Annotated in this window: 20 protein-coding genes; 11 read left to right on the top strand and 9 right to left on the bottom strand. The window is 69.0% G+C overall.

Annotation, left to right across the window (positions count from 1 at the left end; genetic code table 11):
* Nucleotides 1-38: 38 nt before the first annotated feature.
* The gene (locus AQJ91_RS10480; RefSeq protein WP_067018834.1) at nucleotides 39-242 is read right to left on the bottom strand and encodes a DUF397 domain-containing protein; all 204 of its coding nucleotides are present in this window, start codon (nucleotides 240-242) and stop codon (nucleotides 39-41) included.
* Nucleotides 239-1,111, bottom strand: a complete 873-nt coding sequence (locus tag AQJ91_RS10475; RefSeq protein ID WP_067018833.1) for a helix-turn-helix domain-containing protein — start codon at nucleotides 1,109-1,111, stop codon at nucleotides 239-241. Before AQJ91_RS10475 ends, AQJ91_RS10480 begins: the two co-directional genes overlap by 4 nt.
* 182 nt (nucleotides 1,112-1,293) lie before the next feature.
* On the opposite strand from AQJ91_RS10475, the gene AQJ91_RS10470 reads away from it, so the two are divergent.
* Nucleotides 1,294-1,932, top strand: coding sequence for an ATP-binding protein (locus AQJ91_RS10470; protein ID WP_067018831.1), 639 nt, complete (start codon nucleotides 1,294-1,296; stop codon nucleotides 1,930-1,932).
* 154 nt (nucleotides 1,933-2,086) lie between these two features.
* Here AQJ91_RS10470 and AQJ91_RS10465 read toward each other — a convergent pair whose 3' ends face one another.
* Entirely contained in the window at nucleotides 2,087-3,106 is a 1,020-nt protein-coding gene (locus AQJ91_RS10465) for an LPXTG cell wall anchor domain-containing protein (RefSeq protein WP_067019443.1), read from the bottom strand.
* Between the two features lie 214 nt (nucleotides 3,107-3,320).
* Here AQJ91_RS10465 and AQJ91_RS10460 point away from each other — a divergent pair, with 214 nt between their 5' ends.
* Nucleotides 3,321-4,466: a hypothetical protein gene (locus AQJ91_RS10460; RefSeq protein ID WP_067018829.1), complete on the top strand. Its 1,146-nt coding sequence runs from the start codon at nucleotides 3,321-3,323 to the stop codon at nucleotides 4,464-4,466.
* Nucleotides 4,467-5,020: 554 nt separating this feature from the next.
* Here AQJ91_RS10460 and AQJ91_RS10455 read toward each other — a convergent pair.
* Entirely contained in the window at nucleotides 5,021-5,308 is a 288-nt protein-coding gene (locus AQJ91_RS10455; RefSeq protein ID WP_067018827.1) for a chorismate mutase, read from the bottom strand.
* A gap of 330 nt (nucleotides 5,309-5,638) precedes the next feature.
* On the opposite strand from AQJ91_RS10455, the gene guaA reads away from it, so the two are divergent.
* Complete coding sequence (gene guaA / locus AQJ91_RS10450) at nucleotides 5,639-7,219, top strand: glutamine-hydrolyzing GMP synthase (protein ID WP_067018825.1); 1,581 nt, start codon at nucleotides 5,639-5,641, stop codon at nucleotides 7,217-7,219.
* A 28-nt stretch (nucleotides 7,220-7,247) separates the two neighbouring features.
* On the opposite strand, the gene AQJ91_RS10445 is transcribed toward guaA, so the two are convergent.
* The gene (locus AQJ91_RS10445) at nucleotides 7,248-7,727 is read right to left on the bottom strand and encodes a pyridoxamine 5'-phosphate oxidase family protein (RefSeq protein WP_067018823.1); all 480 of its coding nucleotides are present in this window, start codon (nucleotides 7,725-7,727) and stop codon (nucleotides 7,248-7,250) included.
* A gap of 85 nt (nucleotides 7,728-7,812) precedes the next feature.
* Nucleotides 7,813-8,439 carry a hypothetical protein gene (locus tag AQJ91_RS10440; protein ID WP_067018821.1) on the bottom strand — a complete coding sequence of 209 codons (627 nt, stop codon included), beginning with the start codon at nucleotides 8,437-8,439 and terminating at the stop codon, nucleotides 7,813-7,815.
* Between the two features lie 164 nt (nucleotides 8,440-8,603).
* Between AQJ91_RS10440 and AQJ91_RS10435 the strand changes: the two genes are divergently transcribed.
* On the top strand, nucleotides 8,604-9,407 hold the full coding sequence (locus AQJ91_RS10435; RefSeq protein WP_067018819.1) for a class II aldolase/adducin family protein: 804 nt from the start codon (nucleotides 8,604-8,606) through the stop codon (nucleotides 9,405-9,407).
* A 40-nt stretch (nucleotides 9,408-9,447) separates the two neighbouring features.
* Here the strand turns inward: AQJ91_RS10435 and AQJ91_RS10430 are convergent, their stop codons facing one another.
* Nucleotides 9,448-10,332: a DUF4429 domain-containing protein gene (locus AQJ91_RS10430; RefSeq protein WP_067018817.1), complete on the bottom strand. Its 885-nt coding sequence runs from the start codon at nucleotides 10,330-10,332 to the stop codon at nucleotides 9,448-9,450.
* Between the two features lie 198 nt (nucleotides 10,333-10,530).
* Between AQJ91_RS10430 and AQJ91_RS10425 the strand changes: the two genes are divergently transcribed.
* Entirely contained in the window at nucleotides 10,531-11,811 is a 1,281-nt protein-coding gene (locus tag AQJ91_RS10425; RefSeq protein WP_067018816.1) for a hypothetical protein, read from the top strand.
* A 180-nt stretch (nucleotides 11,812-11,991) separates the two neighbouring features.
* Entirely contained in the window at nucleotides 11,992-12,522 is a 531-nt protein-coding gene (locus AQJ91_RS10420; RefSeq protein WP_067018813.1) for a DoxX family membrane protein, read from the top strand.
* 84 nt (nucleotides 12,523-12,606) lie between these two features.
* On the opposite strand, the gene AQJ91_RS10415 is transcribed toward AQJ91_RS10420, so the two are convergent.
* A complete protein-coding gene (locus tag AQJ91_RS10415; protein WP_067018811.1) occupies nucleotides 12,607-12,867 on the bottom strand; it encodes a hypothetical protein in 261 nt (86 codons plus the stop codon).
* Nucleotides 12,854-14,311: a PspC domain-containing protein gene (locus AQJ91_RS10410; RefSeq protein WP_067018809.1), complete on the bottom strand. Its 1,458-nt coding sequence runs from the start codon at nucleotides 14,309-14,311 to the stop codon at nucleotides 12,854-12,856. The genes AQJ91_RS10415 and AQJ91_RS10410 overlap by 14 nt, the downstream gene beginning before the upstream one ends.
* A gap of 179 nt (nucleotides 14,312-14,490) precedes the next feature.
* Here AQJ91_RS10410 and AQJ91_RS10405 point away from each other — a divergent pair, with 179 nt between their 5' ends.
* The 5 genes from AQJ91_RS10405 (at nucleotide 14,491) to AQJ91_RS10385 (ending at nucleotide 21,381) form a co-directional block, all read left to right on the top strand.
* The gene (locus tag AQJ91_RS10405; protein ID WP_067019440.1) at nucleotides 14,491-15,783 is read left to right on the top strand and encodes an ATP-binding protein; all 1,293 of its coding nucleotides are present in this window, start codon (nucleotides 14,491-14,493) and stop codon (nucleotides 15,781-15,783) included.
* Nucleotides 15,780-16,502, top strand: coding sequence for a LuxR C-terminal-related transcriptional regulator (locus AQJ91_RS10400; protein ID WP_067018808.1), 723 nt, complete (start codon nucleotides 15,780-15,782; stop codon nucleotides 16,500-16,502). Before AQJ91_RS10405 ends, AQJ91_RS10400 begins: the two co-directional genes overlap by 4 nt.
* A 61-nt stretch (nucleotides 16,503-16,563) precedes the next feature.
* Nucleotides 16,564-17,817 (top strand): AAA family ATPase, encoded by a 1,254-nt coding sequence (locus AQJ91_RS10395; RefSeq protein WP_067018806.1) that lies wholly within the window; start codon nucleotides 16,564-16,566, stop codon nucleotides 17,815-17,817.
* A complete protein-coding gene (locus tag AQJ91_RS10390) occupies nucleotides 17,817-18,533 on the top strand; it encodes an RloB family protein (protein ID WP_067018804.1) in 717 nt (238 codons plus the stop codon). The genes AQJ91_RS10395 and AQJ91_RS10390 overlap by 1 nt, the downstream gene beginning before the upstream one ends.
* A 64-nt stretch (nucleotides 18,534-18,597) precedes the next feature.
* A complete protein-coding gene (locus AQJ91_RS10385) occupies nucleotides 18,598-21,381 on the top strand; it encodes an N-6 DNA methylase (protein WP_067018803.1) in 2,784 nt (927 codons plus the stop codon).
* Nucleotides 21,382-21,409: the final 28 nt, after the last annotated feature.

The following is a 21,409-nucleotide window of genomic DNA, read 5'->3' as shown; positions in this document are numbered from 1 at the left end:
CGTCGCCCTGCGTTGGGCATTGCCGTACGGGGCTTGGCTCACACTATGTGCACGATAAAGGAGCGCCAGGCATTGCGACTGAAGGGGATCACCGGGCCGGCGGGACGCTTGCTGTCGCGGACGGGGGCGAGGGCGGGGATGCTGTGGGCGAGTTCGAGGCAATCGCCCTGCCCGCCGCTGTAGCTGCTCCTTCGCCATATCGGTGCGTCGGCGCTGGCCGGGACGAGGGCTTCAGTGCTCATGACCTGTACTCCTTGGCGATGCGCTGGATGAGCGCGAGTGATTCCGTCGGTGGCAATGCTGCCATCCGCGCGTCGTCGAAGAGCGTGCGGTAGCAGGCCACTTCGGTCTCTCCTTCCATCCAGATGTTGCCGGTCGGCATTTCGGTGAGGACGAGGTCGAGCGAGGCCATCTGCGGAAAGCTCAGCAGCAGGTACGGGCCGAACATGCCTGAGTGTGCGCCACGAGAGAACGGAAGCACCTGGATGGTGACGTTGGGCTTCTGCACCATGGCCACCAGGTGTTCCAGTTGTGCGCTCATCACGTGGGGCCCGCCCATTTGTTGGCGAAGCACACCTTCGGCGAGCACTGCCCAGTACTCGATCGGAGCCTCGTCCGTGAGCCGTTTCTGCCTGGCGATGCGCACCTGGACGAAGCGGTCGATCTCTTCGGGGGTCCGCCAAGCGCGCGAGGCGACTGTCACCGCACGTCCGTACTCCTCTGTCTGCAAGAGCCCGGGGATGAGCTGTACCTGGTACGTCCGGACGCTCTCGCAGATGGCCTCCATCTCGATCTGATCGACGTACGTGTCACTGAGCACGGACGCGTACCGATGCCACCAGCCCTCGCGTCGTCGTCGATTGGCCCTACGGGCGAGGGCTGCGAGCCGTTCTCGCGATACGGGCTCTTCCACCCCGTACGCCTGCATGAGGGCGATCAGGTCAGGCGTGCGAACGGGGACATGCCCGTTCTCAATCCGGCTGATCTTGCCCTTGGTGCAGTCGAGCGTCTCCGCGGCTTGCGCCATGGACACGCCTGCCGCCTCGCGGAACTTCCGTAGTTCCTCGCCGAGTTGGCGTCCCAGCACAGTGGATGGTTTGACAGTAGGCATGTGCAACTCCCTATCAGAGGTGCGCTTCGCAAGGCCTGAGAATCCTCAAAAGAGTGAACGAAGGCACGTAGCGCGGCGCAACGTTGCGTGGATTCATATGCTGCTGAGAGTTGCGTGGCGGGCGGTCAACGCCTGCTGAGAGACGGGACCTGATTCACCGCAATCGACCCTTTGGGGGCGCCATGGCAGAGCACTCCGGCTCGAACGAAGTCACCTTCCGGCTGTCCCGCAGTCGCCGCAGTGTGCCCAGAGCACGGGCGTTGCTGCACGCGGTGCTCGGCAGCTGGGGTACTGCCCAAGAGGTTTTGGAGGACGCCGAGTTGGTGCTCTCGGAGCTCGTGACGAACGCGCTGCGTGTAGGAGTGCCGAGTGACCGGCAGGTGGGGGTACGGATCACGCGGTCAGCGGAGGAGGGGCTGCTGCGGCTGGAGGTGAGCGATGCGGGAGGGGGCAGGCCCGAGGTGAAGGAGCCCGGCGACGACGAGGCGTGTGGACGCGGGCTCCTCCTCGTGGAGGCGCTTGCCCATCGGTGGGGTTTCGAGGAGCGCGCGGCCGGGATCGGGAAGACGGTGTACGCGGAGCTGAAGGCTCCGGACATCGTTGCCGAGCCGAAAACGAGGGAGGTTGCGGCGGTCATGGTCAGGCCGGGGCAGTGGGTGCGCGTGTCGGGCGAGTGGCGGGCCGTGGTCAGCGTCCGCAGCGAGCAGTACGCGGCGGGCGGGCCCGCGATGGTGCTGGGGCTGGGCGATGGCCCGGCGCTGCGTGTACACGCGGCTGAACCGCTGGTCGTGCGGGAGGGTGAGAACGGAGAGGACAGATAGCGGTTCTTCAAGTGTGCGCGGCGGAGCTGTCACGGCATCGGCAGACCAGCGCCCCCCGGCACACGGAAGGACCTGCGCCCCCCTCCGAGCGCAGGTCCTTCTCTTTCTTGCACGAAGCCAGTCGTGTGAAGCCGGCTGGGTCAGGCGCTATGCCTTACGCCTCGGCACCGACCCGGCGGCGCTTCATCGCGAACACGACACCGGCACCGGCGACGATGGCGACGCCACCGATGGTGGCGATGACCGGCAGGTTGGAGTCGGAACCGGTCGCGGCGAGCTCGCCGGTGACGGCCACCTCCTTGACGTCCTCAATCGGCTTCTGGCCGCCGGTCTGCGGCTTGGCGTCGTTCGGGTCACCGGCGTCTGAGCCCGCGGCGAGGATGTCGAAGATGTAGGTCCAGCCGTTCGGGTCGTCGGCGATCCAGCAGCCATCGGCGTCGGAGTACTGAGCGAAGCCGCCGGTGAGGCCGAGGGAGTCGGGCACCTTGCCGCTGACGCTCAGGCGCAGCTTGAACGAGGTCGACTGGCCGGCGTCGAGCGGGAACGTGGTGAACGTCGCGCCCTCACCGGCGGCGTCCGCCAACGTCTCCCAGGAGCCGGAGGCGTTGTTGAAGACCTCGACCGTGATCTCGCCGGAGTATTCCTTGGCGTCGTCCCAGCCGATCGCGTAGACGCCGATCACCGGCTTGATGTTCTTGATGTCCTGGTCGCTGTTGTTGGAGACGTTGAACGAGAACTTGGTCCAGCCGCTGCCGGCGACGATCGTCTCGGGCAGGCCCGACAGACCGCTCTGCAGATCCTCGTTGAGGAAGACGGAGTCCTCGTCGCCCTGCTCGCAGAAGTCGACCTCCTCCTCCGGAGCGCTCTCGCTGGCGCTCGGCGACGGGGAGGCGGCGGGGCTGCTCTCACCCGCGCCCGGGGTGCTCTCTTCAGCGGTGGGCGTGCTCTCCTCCGCGGCCGGGGTCGACTCCTCGGCGGCCGGCGTCGACTCCTCGCTCGCGGGGGTGCTCTCTTCGGCCGCGGGCGTGCTCGCCTCGGCGGCCGGCGTGCTCTCCGACGCGGCCGGCGTCGGGGTGCTCTCGCCCGTGGCGAACGCGGCGGGCGCGGACAGCAGGGCGATCGGCGCTATGACGGCCGTCGTAGCGGCTGCTGCCATGGCACGGCGAAGCTTCATGAAGACCTCAAGAAGTCCGTAGTGCTGCGACACCGCAGCACGCGAATAAGGGAGGCCTCCGCGGTGGGGCGCGGGTGTGGCCGTTGGTTCGCAGGGTTTGATCCGTGAAGCCTGTGAATGGTTGTGCCCGCCCTCACAGAATTCTTATGTGGTATGGATCACATTCAAGTTTCTGCTTGTGCAAGGGCTTTCGGACCGCCTAGAACTGTCCGTCGTGTCTGACAAACCGTCCGAGGAACAGCCCTCGCAGCCCTCGACCCCGGAGCTCCCCGACGACGTCTGGGAGCAGTTCGCGCGCGACTCCGAGCGCGACATCCGCGGCTCCGCCCCGAAAGAACCCTCCGCCCGAGCCCGCATGGTCACCGAGCGGCTCCGGCAACAGGAGGCGCGGGGGCAGCTGCCCGAGGGGTGGCGTACCGGTCCCGCCTGGCGGGAGATGGACGGGCGGGCGGCCCGGCGTCGGCGGCTCTGGTCGATCGTCGGTGTGGTGCTCGCCATCGCCGTGGCCGTCGTCGCGGTGAAGCCGTCCCTGGTGCCCGGTCTGGGTACGGAGTCGCCGGACGCGCCCGCCGCGTCACCGCTCCCGGCGGAGACCGCGGCCCCGACCGCCCCGCCCGGTGCCGCGGACCCCGAAGTCCCCACCCTGGACCGGCCGTTCGCCGGTTCCCCAGCGGAGCGGTGGGCCGACGGCGAGGCCGGCATCGTGCTGCCGAAGGCGAAGGCAGTCGGCGCGTACTCCGAGGCGCAGGTCGAGCAGGCTCTGCAGCAGACCCGGCGGCTCCTCGTCGACGCCAACCTCGCCCCGGCCACCCTGCGTGGCGAACGTCCCAAGGCCGCGCTCGGCGTGATCGAACCCCACCAGAAGGAACTGCTCACCCTGCTGGACACGTCTCTGCGCAAGCCGGATGGGAAGCACGACCCGCTCGGCCTGTTCAGCCGCTTCGACCCGGACGATGTGCGCCTGGCCGGTGACGTGGTCAAGACCCGCGGCCGGATGACGGTCGAGGCGGGGAAGCAGGCGTCCGTCGTCGTGCACGCCGACTACACCTTCGTCTACCCGGTCGTGCAGGTCGAGGGTCCGCCCGAAGTCACCCGCACCATCGTGCGCCGCGTCCTCGACATCGAGCTGTTCGACCCGGCCAGGTACCGGGTCACCCCGGGGAAGATCACCGTCACGCTCTACGACGTGGAGATCGGCAACTCGGCCTGTGACGTCTACGACGGCTATCTGCACCCGCAGTTCAACTCCGCCGAACCCACGGGCGCGCCCCCGTCCGGCCCGACGACGGACCCGTACGACCGCAGCCGGGGCATCGACTCCGACGGTCCCGAGGAATGCCGTTCGGTGTCCCGGGTCTGAGACGCCGGGGGAACGTCCGGACAGAGCGAAGGGCCCCGCGGGACGGAGTCGCGGGGCCCTTCTTTCGTCAGCACCGACGTCAGGGCAGCGCCGGTGCCTCGGAGCGGCGCCGGGGGGTTGCGCCGCTTGTCCTGAATGCCCTCGGTCGGCGCCCCGGCGCACTGGGGGCGCGCGGGTGGTCTCGACCTCTGGTAGTGGCTGATCGGAGTAATGCTGTTGGCTGGGACGGGACTTGGGGGCTTTCTACGCATCGTGCTGGATCGACGCGGTCACCGCAACCTTTTGACCCAGCCTTGTACATCTTCTTGTACTTTCCGCCGGTCGGCCCCGGGCGTCCCCGGAGCCGGCCGTTCTCTTGGGTGACCGGGCTGCTGTCCCCTGCCGTCCGGTCACTTGTCCGGAGCGAGGTCCCACGGCGCACGATCCGTACGCCTCATCGCTCCAGCGAGCCACGCGTGGTTCTTTCGGGCCCGCCCCTGGCTGGCACGGACACCGGTACCAACGAAGGGGCCGGTACCGCGTCACGCTCCGTACGGGTGAGAAGGGCCTCGAACTCAGATGCGACCGCGGCACAGTTCGAGAAGCGTCATCGCGAGGGACGTACCGGGCTTGCCCAGCGCCTCGCTGTAGTGGCTGAGGACCTCCATCTCGCGGGAGAGGTTCACACGCCGACCGCCGGAGCCGATCCGCGCCTCCTGGATGACGGCGGAGACGGCCATGCGTTCCTGGATCAGGCCGATGATCCGGTCGTCGAGGGCGTCGATGCGTTCGCGGGCGCCGGAGATCACTTCGGCGGCCTCGGTGGTGCGCGCGCCGGTCTTGTCCGCGGTGGTGGCAGTCATGCGGGGCTCCTGGTGAGGAATGGGGGTGGATGCCCCGGAGCGGCAAGGTCCGCAAACGCCAGGCGCCCCGGACCTTGTCGGCCCGGGGCGCCTGGGAAGCAGCTTGTCAGTAGCTCAAGCAGCACGACCATGGCAGCCGGCGGGCCGGGTGCCATAGGTAAAGAGGAAGGTCGAGTACGTGAGCATGGGGCCAGTATGCCATGGCGCCAAGGCCGGGGGTCCGGGGGCCTGGGGCCTGGGAGCGGAGCCCCCAGCAGGGCGGGCTGGTCCCACGGTCACCCCGGTAGAATCGCCAGCACAGACCCCCGCCCGACCACCAGAAGGCACCCCGTGTCACCAGCGACCCCAGCTGCCGCCGCCCCCGACACCGTCCTGGTCGTCGACTTCGGCGCGCAGTACGCCCAGCTCATCGCCCGTCGCGTCCGCGAGGCCCGGGTCTACAGCGAGATCGTGCCGAGCACCATGCCGGTCGACGAGATGCTCGCCAAGAACCCGGCGGCGATCATCCTCTCCGGGGGCCCCTCCTCGGTGTACGCCGAGGACGCCCCCCGCCTGGACCGCGCGCTCTTCGACGCCGGCGTCCCCGTCTTCGGCATGTGCTACGGCTTCCAGCTGATGGCGCAGTCCCTCGGCGGCACGGTGGACAACACCGGCGCCCGCGAGTACGGCCGTACGCCGCTGCACGTCTCCAAGTCGTCGTCCACCCTCTTCGAGGGCACCCCGGCCGAGCAGCCGGTCTGGATGTCGCACGGCGACGCCTGCTCCGCCGCCCCCGAGGGCTTCACCGTGACCGCCTCCACGGACGTCGTCCCGGTCGCCGCCTTCGAGAACGACGAGAAGAAGCTGTACGGCGTCCAGTACCACCCCGAGGTGATGCACTCCACGCACGGGCAGCAGGTGCTGGAGCACTTCCTGTACCGCGGCGCCGGCCTCACCCCCTCCTGGACCACCGGCAACGTCATCGAGGAGCAGGTCGCGGCCATCCGCGAGCAGGTCGGCGACAAGCGCGCCATCTGCGGCCTGTCCGGCGGCGTGGACTCCGCGGTGGCCGCCGCCCTGGTCCAGAAGGCCATCGGCGCCCAGCTGACCTGCGTCTACGTCGACCACGGCCTGATGCGCAAGGACGAGACCGAGCAGGTCGAGAAGGACTTCGTCGCGGCGACCGGCGTCCAGCTGAAGGTCGTGGACGCCGAGGAGCGGTTCCTCAAGGCGCTCGCCGGGGTCTCCGACCCCGAGGAGAAGCGGAAGATCATCGGCCGCGAGTTCATCCGGGTCTTCGAGCAGGCGCAGGCCGAGATCATCGCGGACGAGGGTCCCGCGGTCGAGTTCCTGGTCCAGGGCACGCTCTACCCGGACGTGGTCGAGTCCGGTGGCGGTACGGGCACCGCCAACATCAAGTCCCACCACAACGTCGGCGGCCTGCCCGAGGACCTCGAGTTCAGGCTCATCGAGCCGCTGCGCAAGCTGTTCAAGGACGAGGTCCGGATGGTCGGCCAGGAGCTCGGGCTCCCGGACGAGATCGTCCAGCGCCAGCCGTTCCCCGGCCCCGGCCTGGGCATCCGTATCGTCGGCGAGGTCACCAAGGAGCGGCTCGACCTGCTCCGCGACGCCGACGCCATCGCCCGCGAGGAGCTCACGGCGGCCGGCCTGGACCGGGACATCTGGCAGTGCCCGGTGGTCCTGCTCGCGGACGTCCGCAGCGTCGGCGTCCAGGGCGACGGCCGGACGTACGGCCACCCGATCGTCCTGCGCCCGGTCTCCTCCGAGGACGCGATGACGGCCGACTGGTCGCGCCTGCCGTACGAGGTGCTCGCGAAGATCTCGACGCGGATCACGAACGAGGTCGCGGACGTCAACCGCGTCGTCCTCGACGTGACGTCGAAGCCGCCGGGCACGATCGAGTGGGAGTAGTCCCCACGGGTCCCCACGGCTGTGCGGGTCAGGTCCGCTTGAGCGTGCGCACCGGCGCTCCGGGCTTCCAGACCTGGACGACGAGGTACTTGTCGTCCTCGACGTAGGTCCGTACGACCTCCGTCAGCTCGGTGCGGAAGAGGTGGAACGGCTCCGGCGGTTCCACCTCTTTCGTGTACGCCGCCTTGACCTGCGGATCCTCGACCTCGACCGCCCGTCCGGCGATCCGGACGTCTCCGCCGCCCATGCCGGTGCCGTCCCCGGGGTTCGCCTGGAGCGCGAACCGGGGATCGCGCCGCAGGTCGAGCGCCTTGAGCGAGTCCGGCATCATGCCCAGCCACAGCTCGCCGTCCAGGAAGCGCACCTCGAGGCCGGTGGTGCGCGGGGAGCCGTCCTTGCGGAGGGTGGCGAGAACGTGGTGGGTGTAGGCGGCGAAGCGCTCCTCCACGGTCTTGGCGAGCGCGGGTTCCGTGGTGGTGAAGGCTGCCCAGTTCGTACGACCGTTCATGCGACTCATACGACCAGTCTCGCGCCGATACCCGACACCTTCTGTCGGGTATCGGTTCGGGTATCGGCGCGACTTCGCCGACGCGTCAGGTGGCGTACGGCACCGGGCGCACGTACCGCTCCTGACCCGTCGCGTCCCGCACGGGCGTGCACCCGGCGGCCGTCAGCTGCTGGGCCAGCCTGGCGCGCCGGGCCGCGTTGATCCGCAGCGAGCCCAGCAGGAAGGTCGGCATCAGGACGGCGAGGGGGAGGAGGACGGCGAGCTTGCCGGTCAGCAGGGCCAGCAGCAGGAACAGGACCCCGGACCCCCACGCCATGGTGAGCAGCTGCTTGCGGTTGGCGGCCGAGCCGAGGGCGTCGTACTTGATGAGTGCGGTGATCAGGTCGACGTCCGCCTGCGCCCCGGGGACCGGCGTGAGCGAGTCGACGTACATGCCCGGCACCGTTCCGCCGACGCCCGCCTGCGGGAACGCGGCCGTGTTGGCCGCAGCGCGCTGCCGTGCCCATGGCTCGGGGTCGCGGACGAGCTGGACGTGCAGGACCTTCTGCTTGCCGACCAGACGTACCCCCGCGTACCGGAAGCCGAAGCACTCGGCGACGTACACCAGCGCGCCGAGGGTCTTGTGCTCGGCGAAGGGATGGACCAGCTCGACGGTGTGCTGGGTGGCGAGCTGCCGCATGAGGTTGTTGAGGTGACGTCCGTCGAGGCTCACGTAAAGCTCCTGGCTGAAAAGTGACGCTGAATTTCTGGTTCCGCACACCAGACACACGAGCTCCCCCAACGGTTGCGTGCGTCATCTTCACAGCGTTCCTCTGTTCTCCTGCGCTGACCGACGGTAACTTCCGCCCCGTAAAGCAACCCAGTGCTGGAGGACGCATGCACGGGACGCAGGGGCCGACGCCGCCCATCCCGCTGCCCACCGACCGGCTGCAGTTCGCGATGCCGCCCATGCACGAGTCGGTCGAGGATGAACGCCGGCACCGCAAGGAGCGGCTCGCGGGCGCCCTGCGGATCTTCGGGCGGCTCGGCTTCGAGGACGGGGTCTCGGGGCACATCACCGCGCGCGACCCGGAATTCAGCGACTGCTTCTGGGTCAACCCGTTCGGAATGCCCTTCAAGCACGTCACGGTCAGTGACCTGGTGCTCGCCAACTCCGAGGGCCAGGTGATCCAGGGCCGCTACCACGTCAACCAGGCGGCGTTCACCGTGCACGCCCAGGTCCACGCCGCCCGCCCCGACGTCGTCGCGGTCGCCCACTGCCACTCCGTGCACGGCCGGGCCCTGTCCGCCCTCGGCGACCTGCTCGACCCCATCACCCAGGAGAGCTGCGCCTTCTACGAGGACCACGCCCTGTACGACGCGTACACCGGCGTAGTCGTCGACGCCACCGAGGGCCGCCGCATCGCCACCGCCCTCGGCACCCGCAAGGCCCTGGTCCTGCGCAACCACGGCCTCCTCACGGTCGGCGACTCGGTGGACGCGGCGGCCTGGTGGTTCCTGTCGATGGAACGCTCCAGCCAGGTCCAGCTGACAGCCCGGGCAGCGGGCCGCCCGATCCTCATCGACCACAAACAGGCGGTGGCGACCCGGGAGCAGCTGGGCGGCGACCTGGTGGCCTGGATCAACTACCAGCCCCTGTGGCAGGACATCAGCAGGAGCGAGCCGGATCTGCTGTCGTAACGCCGGGTCCGGGAAACGTCTTGGACCTCAGCCGTGGATTTCAGAAACCCCGCAGTACCGCCGCCTTCGTCAGTGCGAACTCCTCGTCCGTCAGGACGCCGTCGCGGTGCAGCTCGCCCAGTTCGCGCAGGCGGCGCAGGAGTACGTCGTGGTGGTCGGACGGGGGCGGGACGGATGCCGCAAGGCGGGGGCGCTCCGCGTAGTCGACGCCGGTGCGGGTGGAGGGGTGGGGGAGGCGGGCCGTGACCGCGGTGGCGACCAGGGCCGTGAGGAGGTCGCGGCGGGCGCTGCCCCAGAGGTCGAGGGCGTACGGGTCCTTCTCCGGCGAGAGCTTGGCGTACACCGTCTCGCGGGTCACGAAGCGCAGGAAGCCGTCCTCGTAGCCGGAGTTGGGCAGCCACTCGACCTGTACCAGGTCCCCGACGTCGACGATGCGCGGGCCGGTCGCGCGTTTGACCCGGTCGGAGGTGTCGGACCAGTCGATACGCACCTGGGTGCCGTCGAAGGAGACCGTACCGTCGGAGGACCGCACCGAGACCGGAACCGGCGGCCCGGGAAGGAGATACGCCTTCGTCGCGTCCTTCGGGATCTGGTCGAGGAGCAGCGCGCGACGGATCTCCTCGGCCACGTACTCGGCGACCCCGGAACGGTCGATGTCCACCGTCAGCCGGTACGGATCCGCCGGATCGGGCAGCCGCCCACCCGTCGCGTGGAGCAGCGGATCGGCGCCCTCCCGCAACCGCATCCGCAGCCGCCCGCGCTTGCGTTCGGGCTCGAAGACGACGCCGGCGATGGCCTCCAGAGGCACGGCGATCTCGCCGTACGTCTGCCGGAACAGCGGCACGGAGCGGTGAAGTCCCGGCGTGATCCTGACCGTCGTACCGTCGAAGGCCCAGGCCCCGTCACGCTGGATGATCTCGGCCATACGGAAATTCTCGCAGCCCGGTCAACACGGCGGCCCACCCTTCCTCCACGCTGACCAGACCTGCCGAACGCGGCCCCCGTGAAGTAGGGCACAATTCGCTGTCATCGCATGGGAGTCGCACGAAGAACATTTCGCGGCGGCCGGATCCCAGATCGGGGCCGCCGCAGTATCAAGCAGCGGGGAAGGCAGGCGTCGGGCGTGGCGGTGCAGGAGGCGGGGCAGGTCGGCACGGAAGCCGGCGCGCACGGAGGCGGCTGCACCTGCGGGGACTGTCCGCACGGCGCGCGCGAAGGACACCGGCGCGCGGTCGCCGCGTTCCTGGTGAAGCGGGACGAGTACGCGGCCGGCCAGGGCCTTCCGGCCGCGGTCGCCCACTCCGCCTCCGCCTCCCGCCAGTGGGTCTCCGAGGAACTGACCCAGTCCGCCGAACTCGTCGCCGCCCGCGGCCGCGCCGAGGGCGGCGCCTGGCTGGCCCGGCTGTGGTGGCGCACGGCCTGCACGGTCTGGGCCCTGGTCGTGCTGTTGCTGCTGGTGCAGGCCCTCACGGCGATCGGCGCGGGCTGGACCACGGCCCGCACGGCCGGACTGCTGGCCGCGCTGGTGACGGCCGGCGCCTTGACCGCGGCGTCCTGGTTCCACCGGGCGCGCGGCGGCGCGCTGGCCCCGGTCATCGGCGAGGACAACCGCCTCTCCACGTCCCGCGCGGTCGCCGCGATCTGGGTGCTCTTCGTCGCCTACGCCGTCCTCGTCCTGGTCGGCCGCCTCGCCGCCGCCTCCGACCACACCGAACGCGACACACTGATCGCCGGCTTCGAACTCGCCCGCGCCGCCGGTGTGGTGACCGTCCTCGCCGTGGTGTGCGCGATCGCCGTACTGGTCCGCCGCGTCGTCGGCCTGCGCATCCTCGGACAGCGGCTGCAGAAGGTACGCGCCGACCGGCCCCGCGCCGCTGACCTGCTGACCGACGACTCCGGCCTCGGCACCTTCGCCGACATCCAGTACGTCGTGATCAGCGCGGTCGCCCTGCTGTTCGGCGCGGTACGGCTGGCCCGCCGCCCCGACCAACTGCCCGACCTGCCCTGGGGACTGGCGGTGGTCGTCCTGATCTCCGCGGCGACCTACCTGGCCGGTAAGTACGCCGAGGGTGGCCGCCCGGTCATCCTCTCCGTGGTCCGCGCCCGCGAGGCCGGCGACCTCGACGCCCCGATCCGCACCGGCGACGACATCGAGATCCGCGGCGCCGGCTTCGTCCCGCCGGGCGCCCAGACTGCCGACCACCTCTCCCACATGGTCGTCCGCATCGGCCCGGTCCACGTCCACGTCCCCCTGGTCCCGGTGACCGGCGGCTTCAGCAACCCCACGGACGCGGTCCTGACGGTGCCGGTCCCGGCGGACGTGGAACCGGGACGGGTCGACGTGCAAGTGGTCACGGCCGCCGGGGTGGAGACCAACCGGTACGCCATCGATGTGACCGACTGACGGTCGCCGCCGGCGGAATGGCGGCGTAGCGGAATGGCGGGATAGCGAATAGGGGGCATACCAGTCGGGCCGGTACTGGAACCGGCACTGAACCGGTACTGAAACTGAGCGGAGCCTCCCGTTCCTACGTATCGTCTTCTGAGGGGTCCCCGGCACGGCTGGCGAGAGGCGGCTCAGGCGATGAGTCACGGCATGCACACCGACACGCACTCCCCCTATCTCGGCGGCGACCGGAACTGGCGGGACACCGCCACCCATTACGCCCTCCTCCCGCTCCGCATCTTCCTCGGCGTCACCTTCATCTACGCCGGCCTGGACAAACTCACCGACAGCGCCTTCATGAAGGACGCCGGCTCCGGCTCCATCGGCGACATGATGCGCGCCGTCCGCGACTCCGCGGCCATCCCCGACATGGTCGACCTGGCCCTGGAGAACCCCGTCGGCTTCGGCTACGCCATCGCCTTCGGCGAACTGGCCGTCGGCATCGGCACCCTCCTCGGCCTCCTCGCCCGCCTGGCCGCCCTCGGCGGCGCGCTGATCTCCCTCAGCCTGTGGCTGACGGTCAGCTGGGCCTCCGACCCGTACTACTTCGGCAACGACCTCGCCTACCTCATGGCCTGGCTGCCCCTCGTCCTCGCGGGCGCCCCCTACCTCTCCGTGGACGCCGCCCTCCGCACACGCCGACGGCAGCGGACGGGGGGCTATCGGTAGGTCGGGTCGCCGGGTCGCCGGGGCGCCGGGGCGCGAGGTCGCGGCCGCGGTCAGGGTGATGCGTCCGCCTGCGTCCCGGTGCGGTCAGGGCGGCGCGTCCGCCTGTGCCCCGGTGGGGCCCGAGCCGCCCGCGGTGGCCTGACGACCCGGCCCCCGGCGTCTGCGTATGCCCCGGGCCACGATCGCGACCGTGCCCGCCAGGCAGAGGCCGACCACGACGACCGGGATCACCGCGAACCACGGCGTCTCCCAGAGGCCGCCCGCATCACCGGCGTAGATGACACCCGCGAGGGTCAGGAAGGCCCCGGACACCAGCCTCCCGGGCTGGAACTCATGACGCAGCACGGCTCACCTCCGCCTGTCCCACGCCGACGTTCAGCGCGATGTCGAGCGTGCCCCTGCTCTTGGTGCCCGCGGCCGGCTTCAGGGTTACCTCCTTGTGCTGGCCCGGTGCCACGTCCACGTCCTCCTGGTCCTCGCCCGGCAGCTGAATGTCGCCCATCCCCACGTCGATGCTCACGTTCACGGTCATGTCCCTCGGCACGATCACCTTCAGCTCCCCCACCCCCACGTCCACCCGCGTGGTCACCGTCCGTCCCTCGGCCACGTCCAGCCCTCTCAGGTCCAGGGTGCCGACGCCGGTGCCCAGGTCGTACTTCTGCTGGACGTCCGCGACGGCGGCGGGCCGCCAGTCCGTGTGCACCCAGTGCGTGCCGATGTCCTTGGGCAGAGCGGCCGAACCGGCCAGCAGCGCCGTCGTGACGATCGCCAGGAACACGGACCCCGCCCCCGTACGCCCCAGGAACGCGCTGACCGCGATCCCGACGCCGAAGACGATCAACGCGGCGGCCAGGCCGGCCTGCAGGCTGGTGCCCAGCGGGTGATCCTCCCAGGTCAGGCTGGTGCCGAAGCCGCCCGCGAGCAGGGCCAGCAGGAAGATCCAGCCGCCCAACCAGCGCGGGCCGCGCGGTCTGGCAGCCTGGGCGTGGGGGGTGCGTATGTCCTCGTGGCCGTATCCCCGGACGCCGAGGCCGATGTTGATGGCCGCCGCGATGTCCCGGTCACGGGAGTCGCGGGGGCCCCAGAGATAGCCCGTGCCGCCGACGTGTGTGCCGTCCTTGACGATGGGGTCACGCCACCAGGACGGGTAGGTGATGGTCACCGGCGGCGCCTGGGCCTCCGGCGGGGCGTCGGCGACGGCCTGCGCGGCGAGGGGGTCGGGGCCCGGGGCGCCGCGCTGCCGCGACCAGTACCCGGCGCCCGCGACCAGCAGGGAGAGGACGACGGCGAAGGTCAGCACCCCGCCGTTGTTCAGCATCGTCAGGAACACCCCGCAGCCGACCAGCGCGAACAGCACGGCCGTCAGGGCCTGGCCGTCGACCCGGCCGGTCAGCAACTTGCGCACCTCGTTCTCGTCCTCGTCGTCGTACGGCACGAAGAGCCAGGCGAAGCCGTAGAAGATGAGACCGATGCCGCCGGTCGCGGACAGCACCGCGAGCGTGATCCGGAAGATCACCGGATCCATGTCACACTGCCGTCCGAGCCCGGCGCACACCCCGGCGAGCATCTTGAACCGCCGATCACGCCGGAACTTGGCAGGCGGCTCGGCCAGGACGGGGTCCGCGGCCTCCGCGACTCCCTCGGTGCTGCCCGCCCGCTCGCCTGTTCCCGCGTGCCCGCGCGCCCCCGCCTGCGCACGCGGTTCCTCACCCGCGGCGGTTGCGGGGCGCGTGTCGGACGAGGGGCCCTCGTCGGGCACGGAGTCCGCGGCGTGCTGGTGCTCTGTCATGTGTCCATGGTGACGGGCGCGCAGCCCCCGCGGCAGTCGGAATGACCCTGGCTGGACCCTGATATCGCCCCTGAGACGACGCGGGCGAAGCGTTCAGGGCGATCACTTGTCGAAGATCAGGGGAGTCTCGGGGGTCGACCCTGATGCCCTGCCCGTGCGGCCGTGTGACCATCGATGGCATGCCGGAAGCCGCAGCAGCGCCACTCGTCGAACCGCGGCCGCCGCGCAAGCTCTACCGCAGCAGCGACGGACGCTGGCTCGGGGGCGTGGCGCGGGGGCTCGCCGGGCATCTCGGGCTGCCCGTGATCTGGGTGCGGCTCGTCTTCGTCGGCCTGTTCATGGCGGACGGCCTGGGCGCCCTGCTGTACGCCGCGTTCTGGTTCTTCGTTCCGCTCGGCGTCGGCGGCGTGGAGGACCGCAAACCGCCCGCCCTCGTCACCACGGAGACCTCGCCGGACGGCCGCCGCAGACTCACCGCCCGCAGGCCCGACAAGGGCCAGATCGTCGCCCTGCTGCTCATGGTCGTCGTGGCCATGGTCTTCGTGGGCAATGTCAATCTGGGCAACGGCGCCAGGGCCTACCTCTGGCCCGCCGTACTCGTCGGCGCGGGCGTCGCCCTGGTCTGGCGCCAGGCGGACAACGCCCGTCGGGCCCGCTGGATGGAGGTCGGCCGGCACCGGCGCACCCTGTCTCTTCTGCGCGCCGCGGGCGGTGTCCTCCTGGTCACCGCCGGTGTGTCCGGCATCTTCGTCCTGCAGGGTTCCGCCGCCCACCTCGGCTCCGTCCTCCAGGCGGCGCTCGCGGTCCTCGTCGGTATCACGCTCCTCGCGGGCCCGTATCTGGTGCGCATGACCCAGGACCTCTCCGAGGAGCGCCTGATGCGCATCCGCGCCCAGGAGCGCGCCGAAGTCGCCGCACACGTCCACGACTCGGTGCTGCACACCCTGACCCTGATCCAGCGCAACGCGGAGAATGCCAACGAGGTGCGCCGCCTTGCCCGCGCCCAGGAGCGCGACCTGCGCACCTGGCTTTACAAACCGGAGGGCACCGGTAAGGACGAGGCCGACGAGCCGGACAACCTCGCCGACGCGGTCCGGCGCAATGCCGCCGAGGTCGAGGACAAACACGGCGTCCCCATTGAGGTGGTCGTCGTCGGCGACTGCACGCTCGACGAGAGAATCGGCGCGCAGATGCAGGCCGCGCGCGAGGCTATGGTGAACGCCGCGAAGTACGGTGGCGAGGGCGGCGCCGTTCAGGTCTACGCCGAAGTCGAGGGCAGGACGGTCTTCGTGTCCGTCCGGGACCGCGGCCCCGGCTTCGACCTCGAATCGATACCCGCCGACCGCATGGGCGTCAGAGAATCGATCATCGGCCGCATGGAGCGCAACGGCGGCACGGCGCGGCTGCGCGCGGTGCCCGACGGCGGCACGGAGGTCGAGCTGGAGATGGAGAGGGCGGAGAAGACGTCATGAGCGACCCGACCGAGGGGACCGCGGAGCCTGTGGAGCCGACCGGCGACGACGCGGGCAGGCGCCATGCGCGCGTGGTGCTCGTCGACGACCACCGCATGTTCCGTACGGGAGTTCAGGCCGAGATCGGCCAGACCGAGCAGACCGGAGTAGAGGTCGTCGGCGAGGCAGCGGACGTCGACCAGGCGGTCACGGTCATCACCGCGACCCGGCCCGAGGTCGTCCTCCTCGACGTGCACCTCCCGGGCGGTGGCGGGGTCGAAGTCCTGCGCCGCTGCGCCCCGTTGATGGCCGACGCCGAGCAGCCCGTCCGCTTCCTCGCCCTGTCCGTCTCGGACGCGGCGGAGGACGTGATCGGCGTGATCCGCGGGGGTGCGCGCGGCTACGTCACCAAGACGATCACCGGCACGGACCTGGTCGACTCCATCTTCCGCGTCCAGGACGGCGACGCGGTCTTCTCCCCACGCCTGGCCGGCTTCGTCCTGGACGCCTTCGCCTCCACGGACGCACCCCCCGTCGACGAGGACCTCGACCGCCTCACCCAGCGCGAGCGCGAGGTACTGCGGCTCATCGCCCGCGGCTACGCCTACAAGGAGATCGCCAAGCAGTTGTTCATCTCCGTGAAGACGGTCGAGTCCCATGTCTCGGCGGTACTACGGAAGCTCCAGCTGTCGAATCGGCACGAGCTGACTCGGTGGGCCACGGCGCGGCGGCTGGTGTGACCGTCCGGTAGGCGCGTACGCGATCACGCGGTTACCCTGTGCGCGACGAGAGGAGGACGGCATGCTGCTGAGATTCCGTGCGGCGAACGTGCGATCGCTGCGGGACGAGCAAGAGCTGTCCTTCGTGGTCCCGCAGCACGAGAAGTCGGATGCGGCGCGCACGCTGAAACTGTCCGACGGCAAGTCGCTTCAGGTTTTCCCGGTGCTCGGCATTTTCGGCGCCAACGCTTCCGGCAAGTCAAACGTCGTCACTGCGCTCATGAAGATGAAGGAAGCGGTGCTCGGATCGTATGGGCGGTGGACGTCCTACCAGGGAATCCCCCGTGAGGAGTTCGCACTCGATCCCAAGTCCGCCGCCGAAAGCACCTTCTACGAAGCCGACTTCGTGCTGGAGGACGGCGTCCGTTGGACCTATGGGTTCGAGCTCGGCTCGAAGAGGGTGGAGTCCGAGTGGCTTCATGCGTATCCCAAGGGGCGACGCCAGGTGTGGCTGGACCGCGACGCCACGCGCGACACGGTCTTCGAGTTCCCGGGCGACCGCATCCAGGACCGTGCCCTCCTCGCCCGCACGACGCGACCCAATGCCCTCCTACTCAGCAGGGCGGCCAACGACAATCATCCGCAACTCACCAGGATCTACGACTGGTTCAACAAGAACCTGTGGGACATCACGCCGGAGACCGAGCGAAGCCAGCGCGAGGCGTTCACCGCTCGCGAGCTCCTGAACGAGAAATCCCGCGACCGTATCGAGGAACTGCTCCGTGTGGCCGACCTCGGCATTCAGGGCGCCGAAGTGGAGCATCAGCCGGGACAGACCCCCCGGGTTCGGCTGCTCCACGGAAGTGACGCAGGCGAGCCCGTGGCCTTCGATTGGCAGCGTGAGTCGTTTGGCACGCGCTCGTGGTTCGCGCTGATCGGGCCCCTGCTGCTGGCGCTGGACCGAGGCGCCGTCCTGCTCATCGACGAGCTGGATGCCAGCCTCCACCCTCGTTTCGCGGCTGAAGTCGTAAGGCTCTTCCAAGCGCCGTGGGTCAACACCAAGGGGGCACAACTCGTCTTCACCTCTCATGACCCCTCGCTCCTCAAGAGCCCAAGAGGCGGCCGTCCGCTGGAACCGGGGCAGATCTGGCTGACAGAGAAGGACGACAGCGGAGCCACTGAGTTGTATCCGCTCAGCGATGTCGATCCCGGGCCTGAAGAAGACCTGAGCGACTCCTACCTCGCGGGCGCCTTCGGCGCGGTCCCGCGTGTGACTCAAGGGCAGATCGGCCGCAGGGTGCTCACAGCACTGGCAGGGGAGGCAGAGCGTTCCTGATGGCGAGGGTCAAGGGGCGGGACGGCGTAGGCCGCGGCAAGAAACCACGGGCTGGGGACCGGCCTCGTGAGGTGTACGTCTTCACGGAGGGCGAGGTCACCGAGCCGGAGTTCGTCGAGTACGTGATGGAGCACGGGACCCGCGCGCAGCAGGGGCGCAAGATTAATCACTACATCGAGAACGCCGCGGCGTCGTCGAGCCGCCGCAAGCCCCTGCCCCTCGTGGAAGACGCCATCGATAAGCTGACCGAAGTGCAGAGGGCCGCCAAGAAAGCCGGCCTGAAACCTGAGGACTGGAACTGGCCCCAGGTCTGGTGCCTCTTCGACCGGGATCAGCACAAGGACATCCCAACGGCCTTCTCACGGGCGAGGAAGGCAGGGGTCCACGTCGCCTACTCTCATCCCTGCTTCGAGCTGTGGCGCCTGCTCCACTACCAGAACTACACGAGCACCTTCGGCGGTGTCTGCGAAGACGTCGCCGGCCGCCTCAAGCGGCAGCCCGGCTTTCTCCAGACGTACGGAGTCAACAGCCGGACCGTCTCTCCGGAGGACGCCAAGCGGATCAAGGCGGGGCAGCTGGCGCGAAACTACAAGAAGGCCCGCCAGTACGCGCAGCAGATCAACGCCGTGCACACCGGCCCTGACCAGAATCACTGGGACCCCTATACCGACGTCTGGCGCTTCGTTGAAGAAGGCCTGGACGTGGTCGACTACTGAGCCGACTGCCTTCGGGAGCGGCGGGGTGCCGCGCAGTGAGAGATGCGAGAGACGGGGGGAACGCGTGGCCTCGAACTTCACCGTGCCGGAGGAGGTGGAGCGCGCACTTCGCAGGGCGTTGGAAGCGGTGCCCCGCATAGTGAGTGATCCTCGGGACCGGCGTGACGTGGCCCTTGCGATGCTCTTCCTGCAGCACGCACTCGATGAGTTCGACGACGCGCTATCGGTTGAGTCCCGGCACTACATCACCGGGGCGAGGGGGAGACGCGCGGGCGGTGCCCTGCCCCGCATCCTCGAAGACCAGGCACTCACCGTACTGGGCGCGGACAGGGCGGAAGGCGATCGCCTACCGCTGATCGCTGAACTCCTTCGCCGGGCGGCCGCCGCCGTCAGGCGGGTGGACGATGCTGCTCAAGAAGGACTGATCGAGGCATTCCGGGGAGTGCGCTTCGACTTCGGAGCTCTTGCTTACCCTGAGATGCTCGGAGATGCCATGGAGTCCTTCCTGAAGGAAACCGAGGCGTCGACGCGCTACTCGGGAGAGCATTACACACCCCGCGAGTTGGTCCACCTGCTGACTGAAATCGCCCTGCCGCAGGCGGACATGCGGATCTATGACCCCTTCTGCGGGACGGGGGGCATGCTCCTTCACGCCAAGCAGTACGTGGATGAACAAGAGGGAGACTCCCAACGACTGGCGCTCGCCGGGCAGGACATCAATGCCTCGACCGCTGAACTCGCAAGCCTGAACCTGTACTTTCACCAGATCCAGAATTGTGCCCTTGAGCGCGGCGATTCCCTGTTGTCGGCTCCGTCGGCATCGGGCGAATTCGACCTCGTTCTCAGCGCGCCACCGTTCGGTCTGCTCCTTCGGGAGGACCAGGCACAGGCGCTGGGGCAGCATGCGCTGTATGGACCGGTTTCCGAAAGGGGCCCGGCGGACTGGGCCCTACTTCAGTACATGCTCGGACTGGTGAATCGGCGTGGGGGATCAGTCTGCACGGTGGTGACGCACGGTCCGCTGTTCCGCAGCGGACGGGACCGGGCCACGCGCTCGGCGCTGCTGGACGCCGACGTGGTGGAGGCCGTTATCGGCCTTGCGCCGAACCTCTTCTCGTCGACCGCCATCGCGCCCTGCGTACTGCTGCTGCGGGCTCCTGGACAGAAGGCATCGGAGAGGCGCGGCAAGGTGCTGTTCATCGATGCCTCTCGCGAATACGAGCGTGGGCTCACACAGAACCTGATGCGGTCGGAAGACGTTGAGAAGATCGCTTCCGCAGTTCGAGGCTTTGAAGACGTCCATCGATTTGCTCGAGTCGTGGACCGGGCGTACCTCTCGGAAAATGACGACAGCCTCGACATCCGCAGGTACGTGGACAGCGCGCCGCTACCGGAACCACAGGACATCCAGGCCCACATGAGCGGTGGAATGCCTGTAGCCGAGATCCACGACAAGAAGGCGCTGCTGGGAGCGTACGGAATCACACCGCGACAACTCTTCGCCGCGCGGTACGGAGATCCCGCCTACATGGATTTCCTGCCTCCGCCCGAGCGACCGGACGCCTGCTTGCTGACAGAACTGGCCCGAGACCGTGAGCAGCATTTACTCGCGGCCTTCGGCGAGTGGTGGGAGCTGGCCGCGAGGGATATCGCAGAGCTTGCACCGACGCAGAGTGATCGTGAGAGGTCCAACAGCCGGATAGGTCAGTTGAGGCTCGAACTGTTCTCCGCCTGGGGCGAGTTGATGGGAGTGCCGAGCATCCTGGCTCCTCATGCGCTCTCTGGAGCATTCACGGACTGGTGGCGTGAGGTCGGGCCCCATCTCAGGACCCTGGCTCGGCATGGCTGTTTGCTGCCGCCGGACGAGGACCTGTCGGTGCTTCGGGAAGGTCTGACGAGCAGGATCGATGCCCTTGTCGCGTCGAGGCGAATCGAGCTTGTCGAGACATACGAGAAGTGGCAGCAGAAGTACGGGCTGTCGTTCCGCGAGATCGAGTCCCAACTGACCGGCCCGAGCGCTGGACTCCTCCAGAACAACCCGTGGTCTCAGCAGAGCGCATGGGATCTCTCCTCGCTGACCGGCGCGGACGTGGCGGACAGACGGCGCCAGACGGCACAGCGGGTCTATGCCCTGACAGACACAGAGAAGACTGTCGAAGGGGCCCTGGCCAAGTTGGACGTGGACGATCTGATGATTCTGCTCCCCGTACTCGACGCCGAGTCCGAGACCGAGGGCCGAGTTGATCGCTGCACCCTCGGAGACGTCATCAAGACCGCCAGGACCGGAACGTCCGGTCGCTTGAGTGAGGAACCGGGCGGTGTCCCCGCAGTGGAGGCTCGTCACCTCACCGAGCGAGGATTCGCGACGGCTGGGCTTCGTTACCGCCGTGCGGACTCGCCTCCGAAACGTTCGGAGATGCTGACCGCGGGCGACGTCCTGCTGACGGCTCGTGTCATGGCAGGTCGGGGCTACCGTGCGATCGTCTGGAATGAACAGCTTCCCAGCGCCACGTACAGCGGAAGTGTCGTCAGACTCTCGCCGGACACCACACGCATCCTGCCGGGATACCTTGCGGTCTGGCTCTCGCACCGCTCGGTGCATCCCCGCCTGTACGCGCAGGCGCGTGAGAGTCGCGACGCGCTGTACGACCTGCCTGCCGGCCGACTGCTGAACGTGGAGGTCGAACTGCCGAATCTCAAGGAACAGCAGCGCATCGTCGATGCGGTGGCCCCACTGACCGAACAGCGTGAACTGCGGCACGCTCAGCTGACCAAGCTGGATCTGATCAAGCGGACCATGATGAAGGACCTCGAGTCCGACCGCACGTCGGTCGGTTTTGCGAGCTGAACCCGTGCCCGTTGCCGTACGGGAGCAG

Source organism: Streptomyces dysideae, from assembly GCF_001514305.1.
Classification (GTDB): Bacteria; Actinomycetota; Actinomycetes; order Streptomycetales; family Streptomycetaceae; genus Streptomyces; species Streptomyces dysideae.
Note: the sequence above shows the minus strand (reverse complement) of the source record. Positions and strands in the feature narration are given on the sequence as shown.

What these genes read in the sequence shown, in the direction of transcription:
- AQJ91_RS10395 (WP_067018806.1), top strand. Translation starts at nt 16,564, where the DNA reads ATGCTGCTGAGATTCCGTGCGGCGAACGTGCGATCGCTGCGGGACGAG.
- AQJ91_RS10445 (WP_067018823.1), bottom strand. Translation starts at nt 7,727, where the DNA reads ATGAACGGTCGTACGAACTGGGCAGCCTTCACCACCACGGAACCCGCG.
- AQJ91_RS10410 (WP_067018809.1), bottom strand. Translation starts at nt 14,311, where the DNA reads ATGACAGAGCACCAGCACGCCGCGGACTCCGTGCCCGACGAGGGCCCC.
- AQJ91_RS10480 (WP_067018834.1), bottom strand. Translation starts at nt 242, where the DNA reads ATGAGCACTGAAGCCCTCGTCCCGGCCAGCGCCGACGCACCGATATGG.
- AQJ91_RS10390 (WP_067018804.1), top strand. Translation starts at nt 17,817, where the DNA reads ATGGCGAGGGTCAAGGGGCGGGACGGCGTAGGCCGCGGCAAGAAACCA.
- AQJ91_RS10400 (WP_067018808.1), top strand. Translation starts at nt 15,780, where the DNA reads ATGAGCGACCCGACCGAGGGGACCGCGGAGCCTGTGGAGCCGACCGGC.
- AQJ91_RS10455 (WP_067018827.1), bottom strand. Translation starts at nt 5,308, where the DNA reads ATGACTGCCACCACCGCGGACAAGACCGGCGCGCGCACCACCGAGGCC.
- AQJ91_RS10470 (WP_067018831.1), top strand. Translation starts at nt 1,294, where the DNA reads ATGGCAGAGCACTCCGGCTCGAACGAAGTCACCTTCCGGCTGTCCCGC.
- AQJ91_RS10465 (WP_067019443.1), bottom strand. Translation starts at nt 3,106, where the DNA reads ATGAAGCTTCGCCGTGCCATGGCAGCAGCCGCTACGACGGCCGTCATA.
- AQJ91_RS10430 (WP_067018817.1), bottom strand. Translation starts at nt 10,332, where the DNA reads ATGGCCGAGATCATCCAGCGTGACGGGGCCTGGGCCTTCGACGGTACG.
- AQJ91_RS10420 (WP_067018813.1), top strand. Translation starts at nt 11,992, where the DNA reads ATGAGTCACGGCATGCACACCGACACGCACTCCCCCTATCTCGGCGGC.
- AQJ91_RS10475 (WP_067018833.1), bottom strand. Translation starts at nt 1,111, where the DNA reads ATGCCTACTGTCAAACCATCCACTGTGCTGGGACGCCAACTCGGCGAG.
- AQJ91_RS10435 (WP_067018819.1), top strand. Translation starts at nt 8,604, where the DNA reads ATGCACGGGACGCAGGGGCCGACGCCGCCCATCCCGCTGCCCACCGAC.
- AQJ91_RS10405 (WP_067019440.1), top strand. Translation starts at nt 14,491, where the DNA reads ATGCCGGAAGCCGCAGCAGCGCCACTCGTCGAACCGCGGCCGCCGCGC.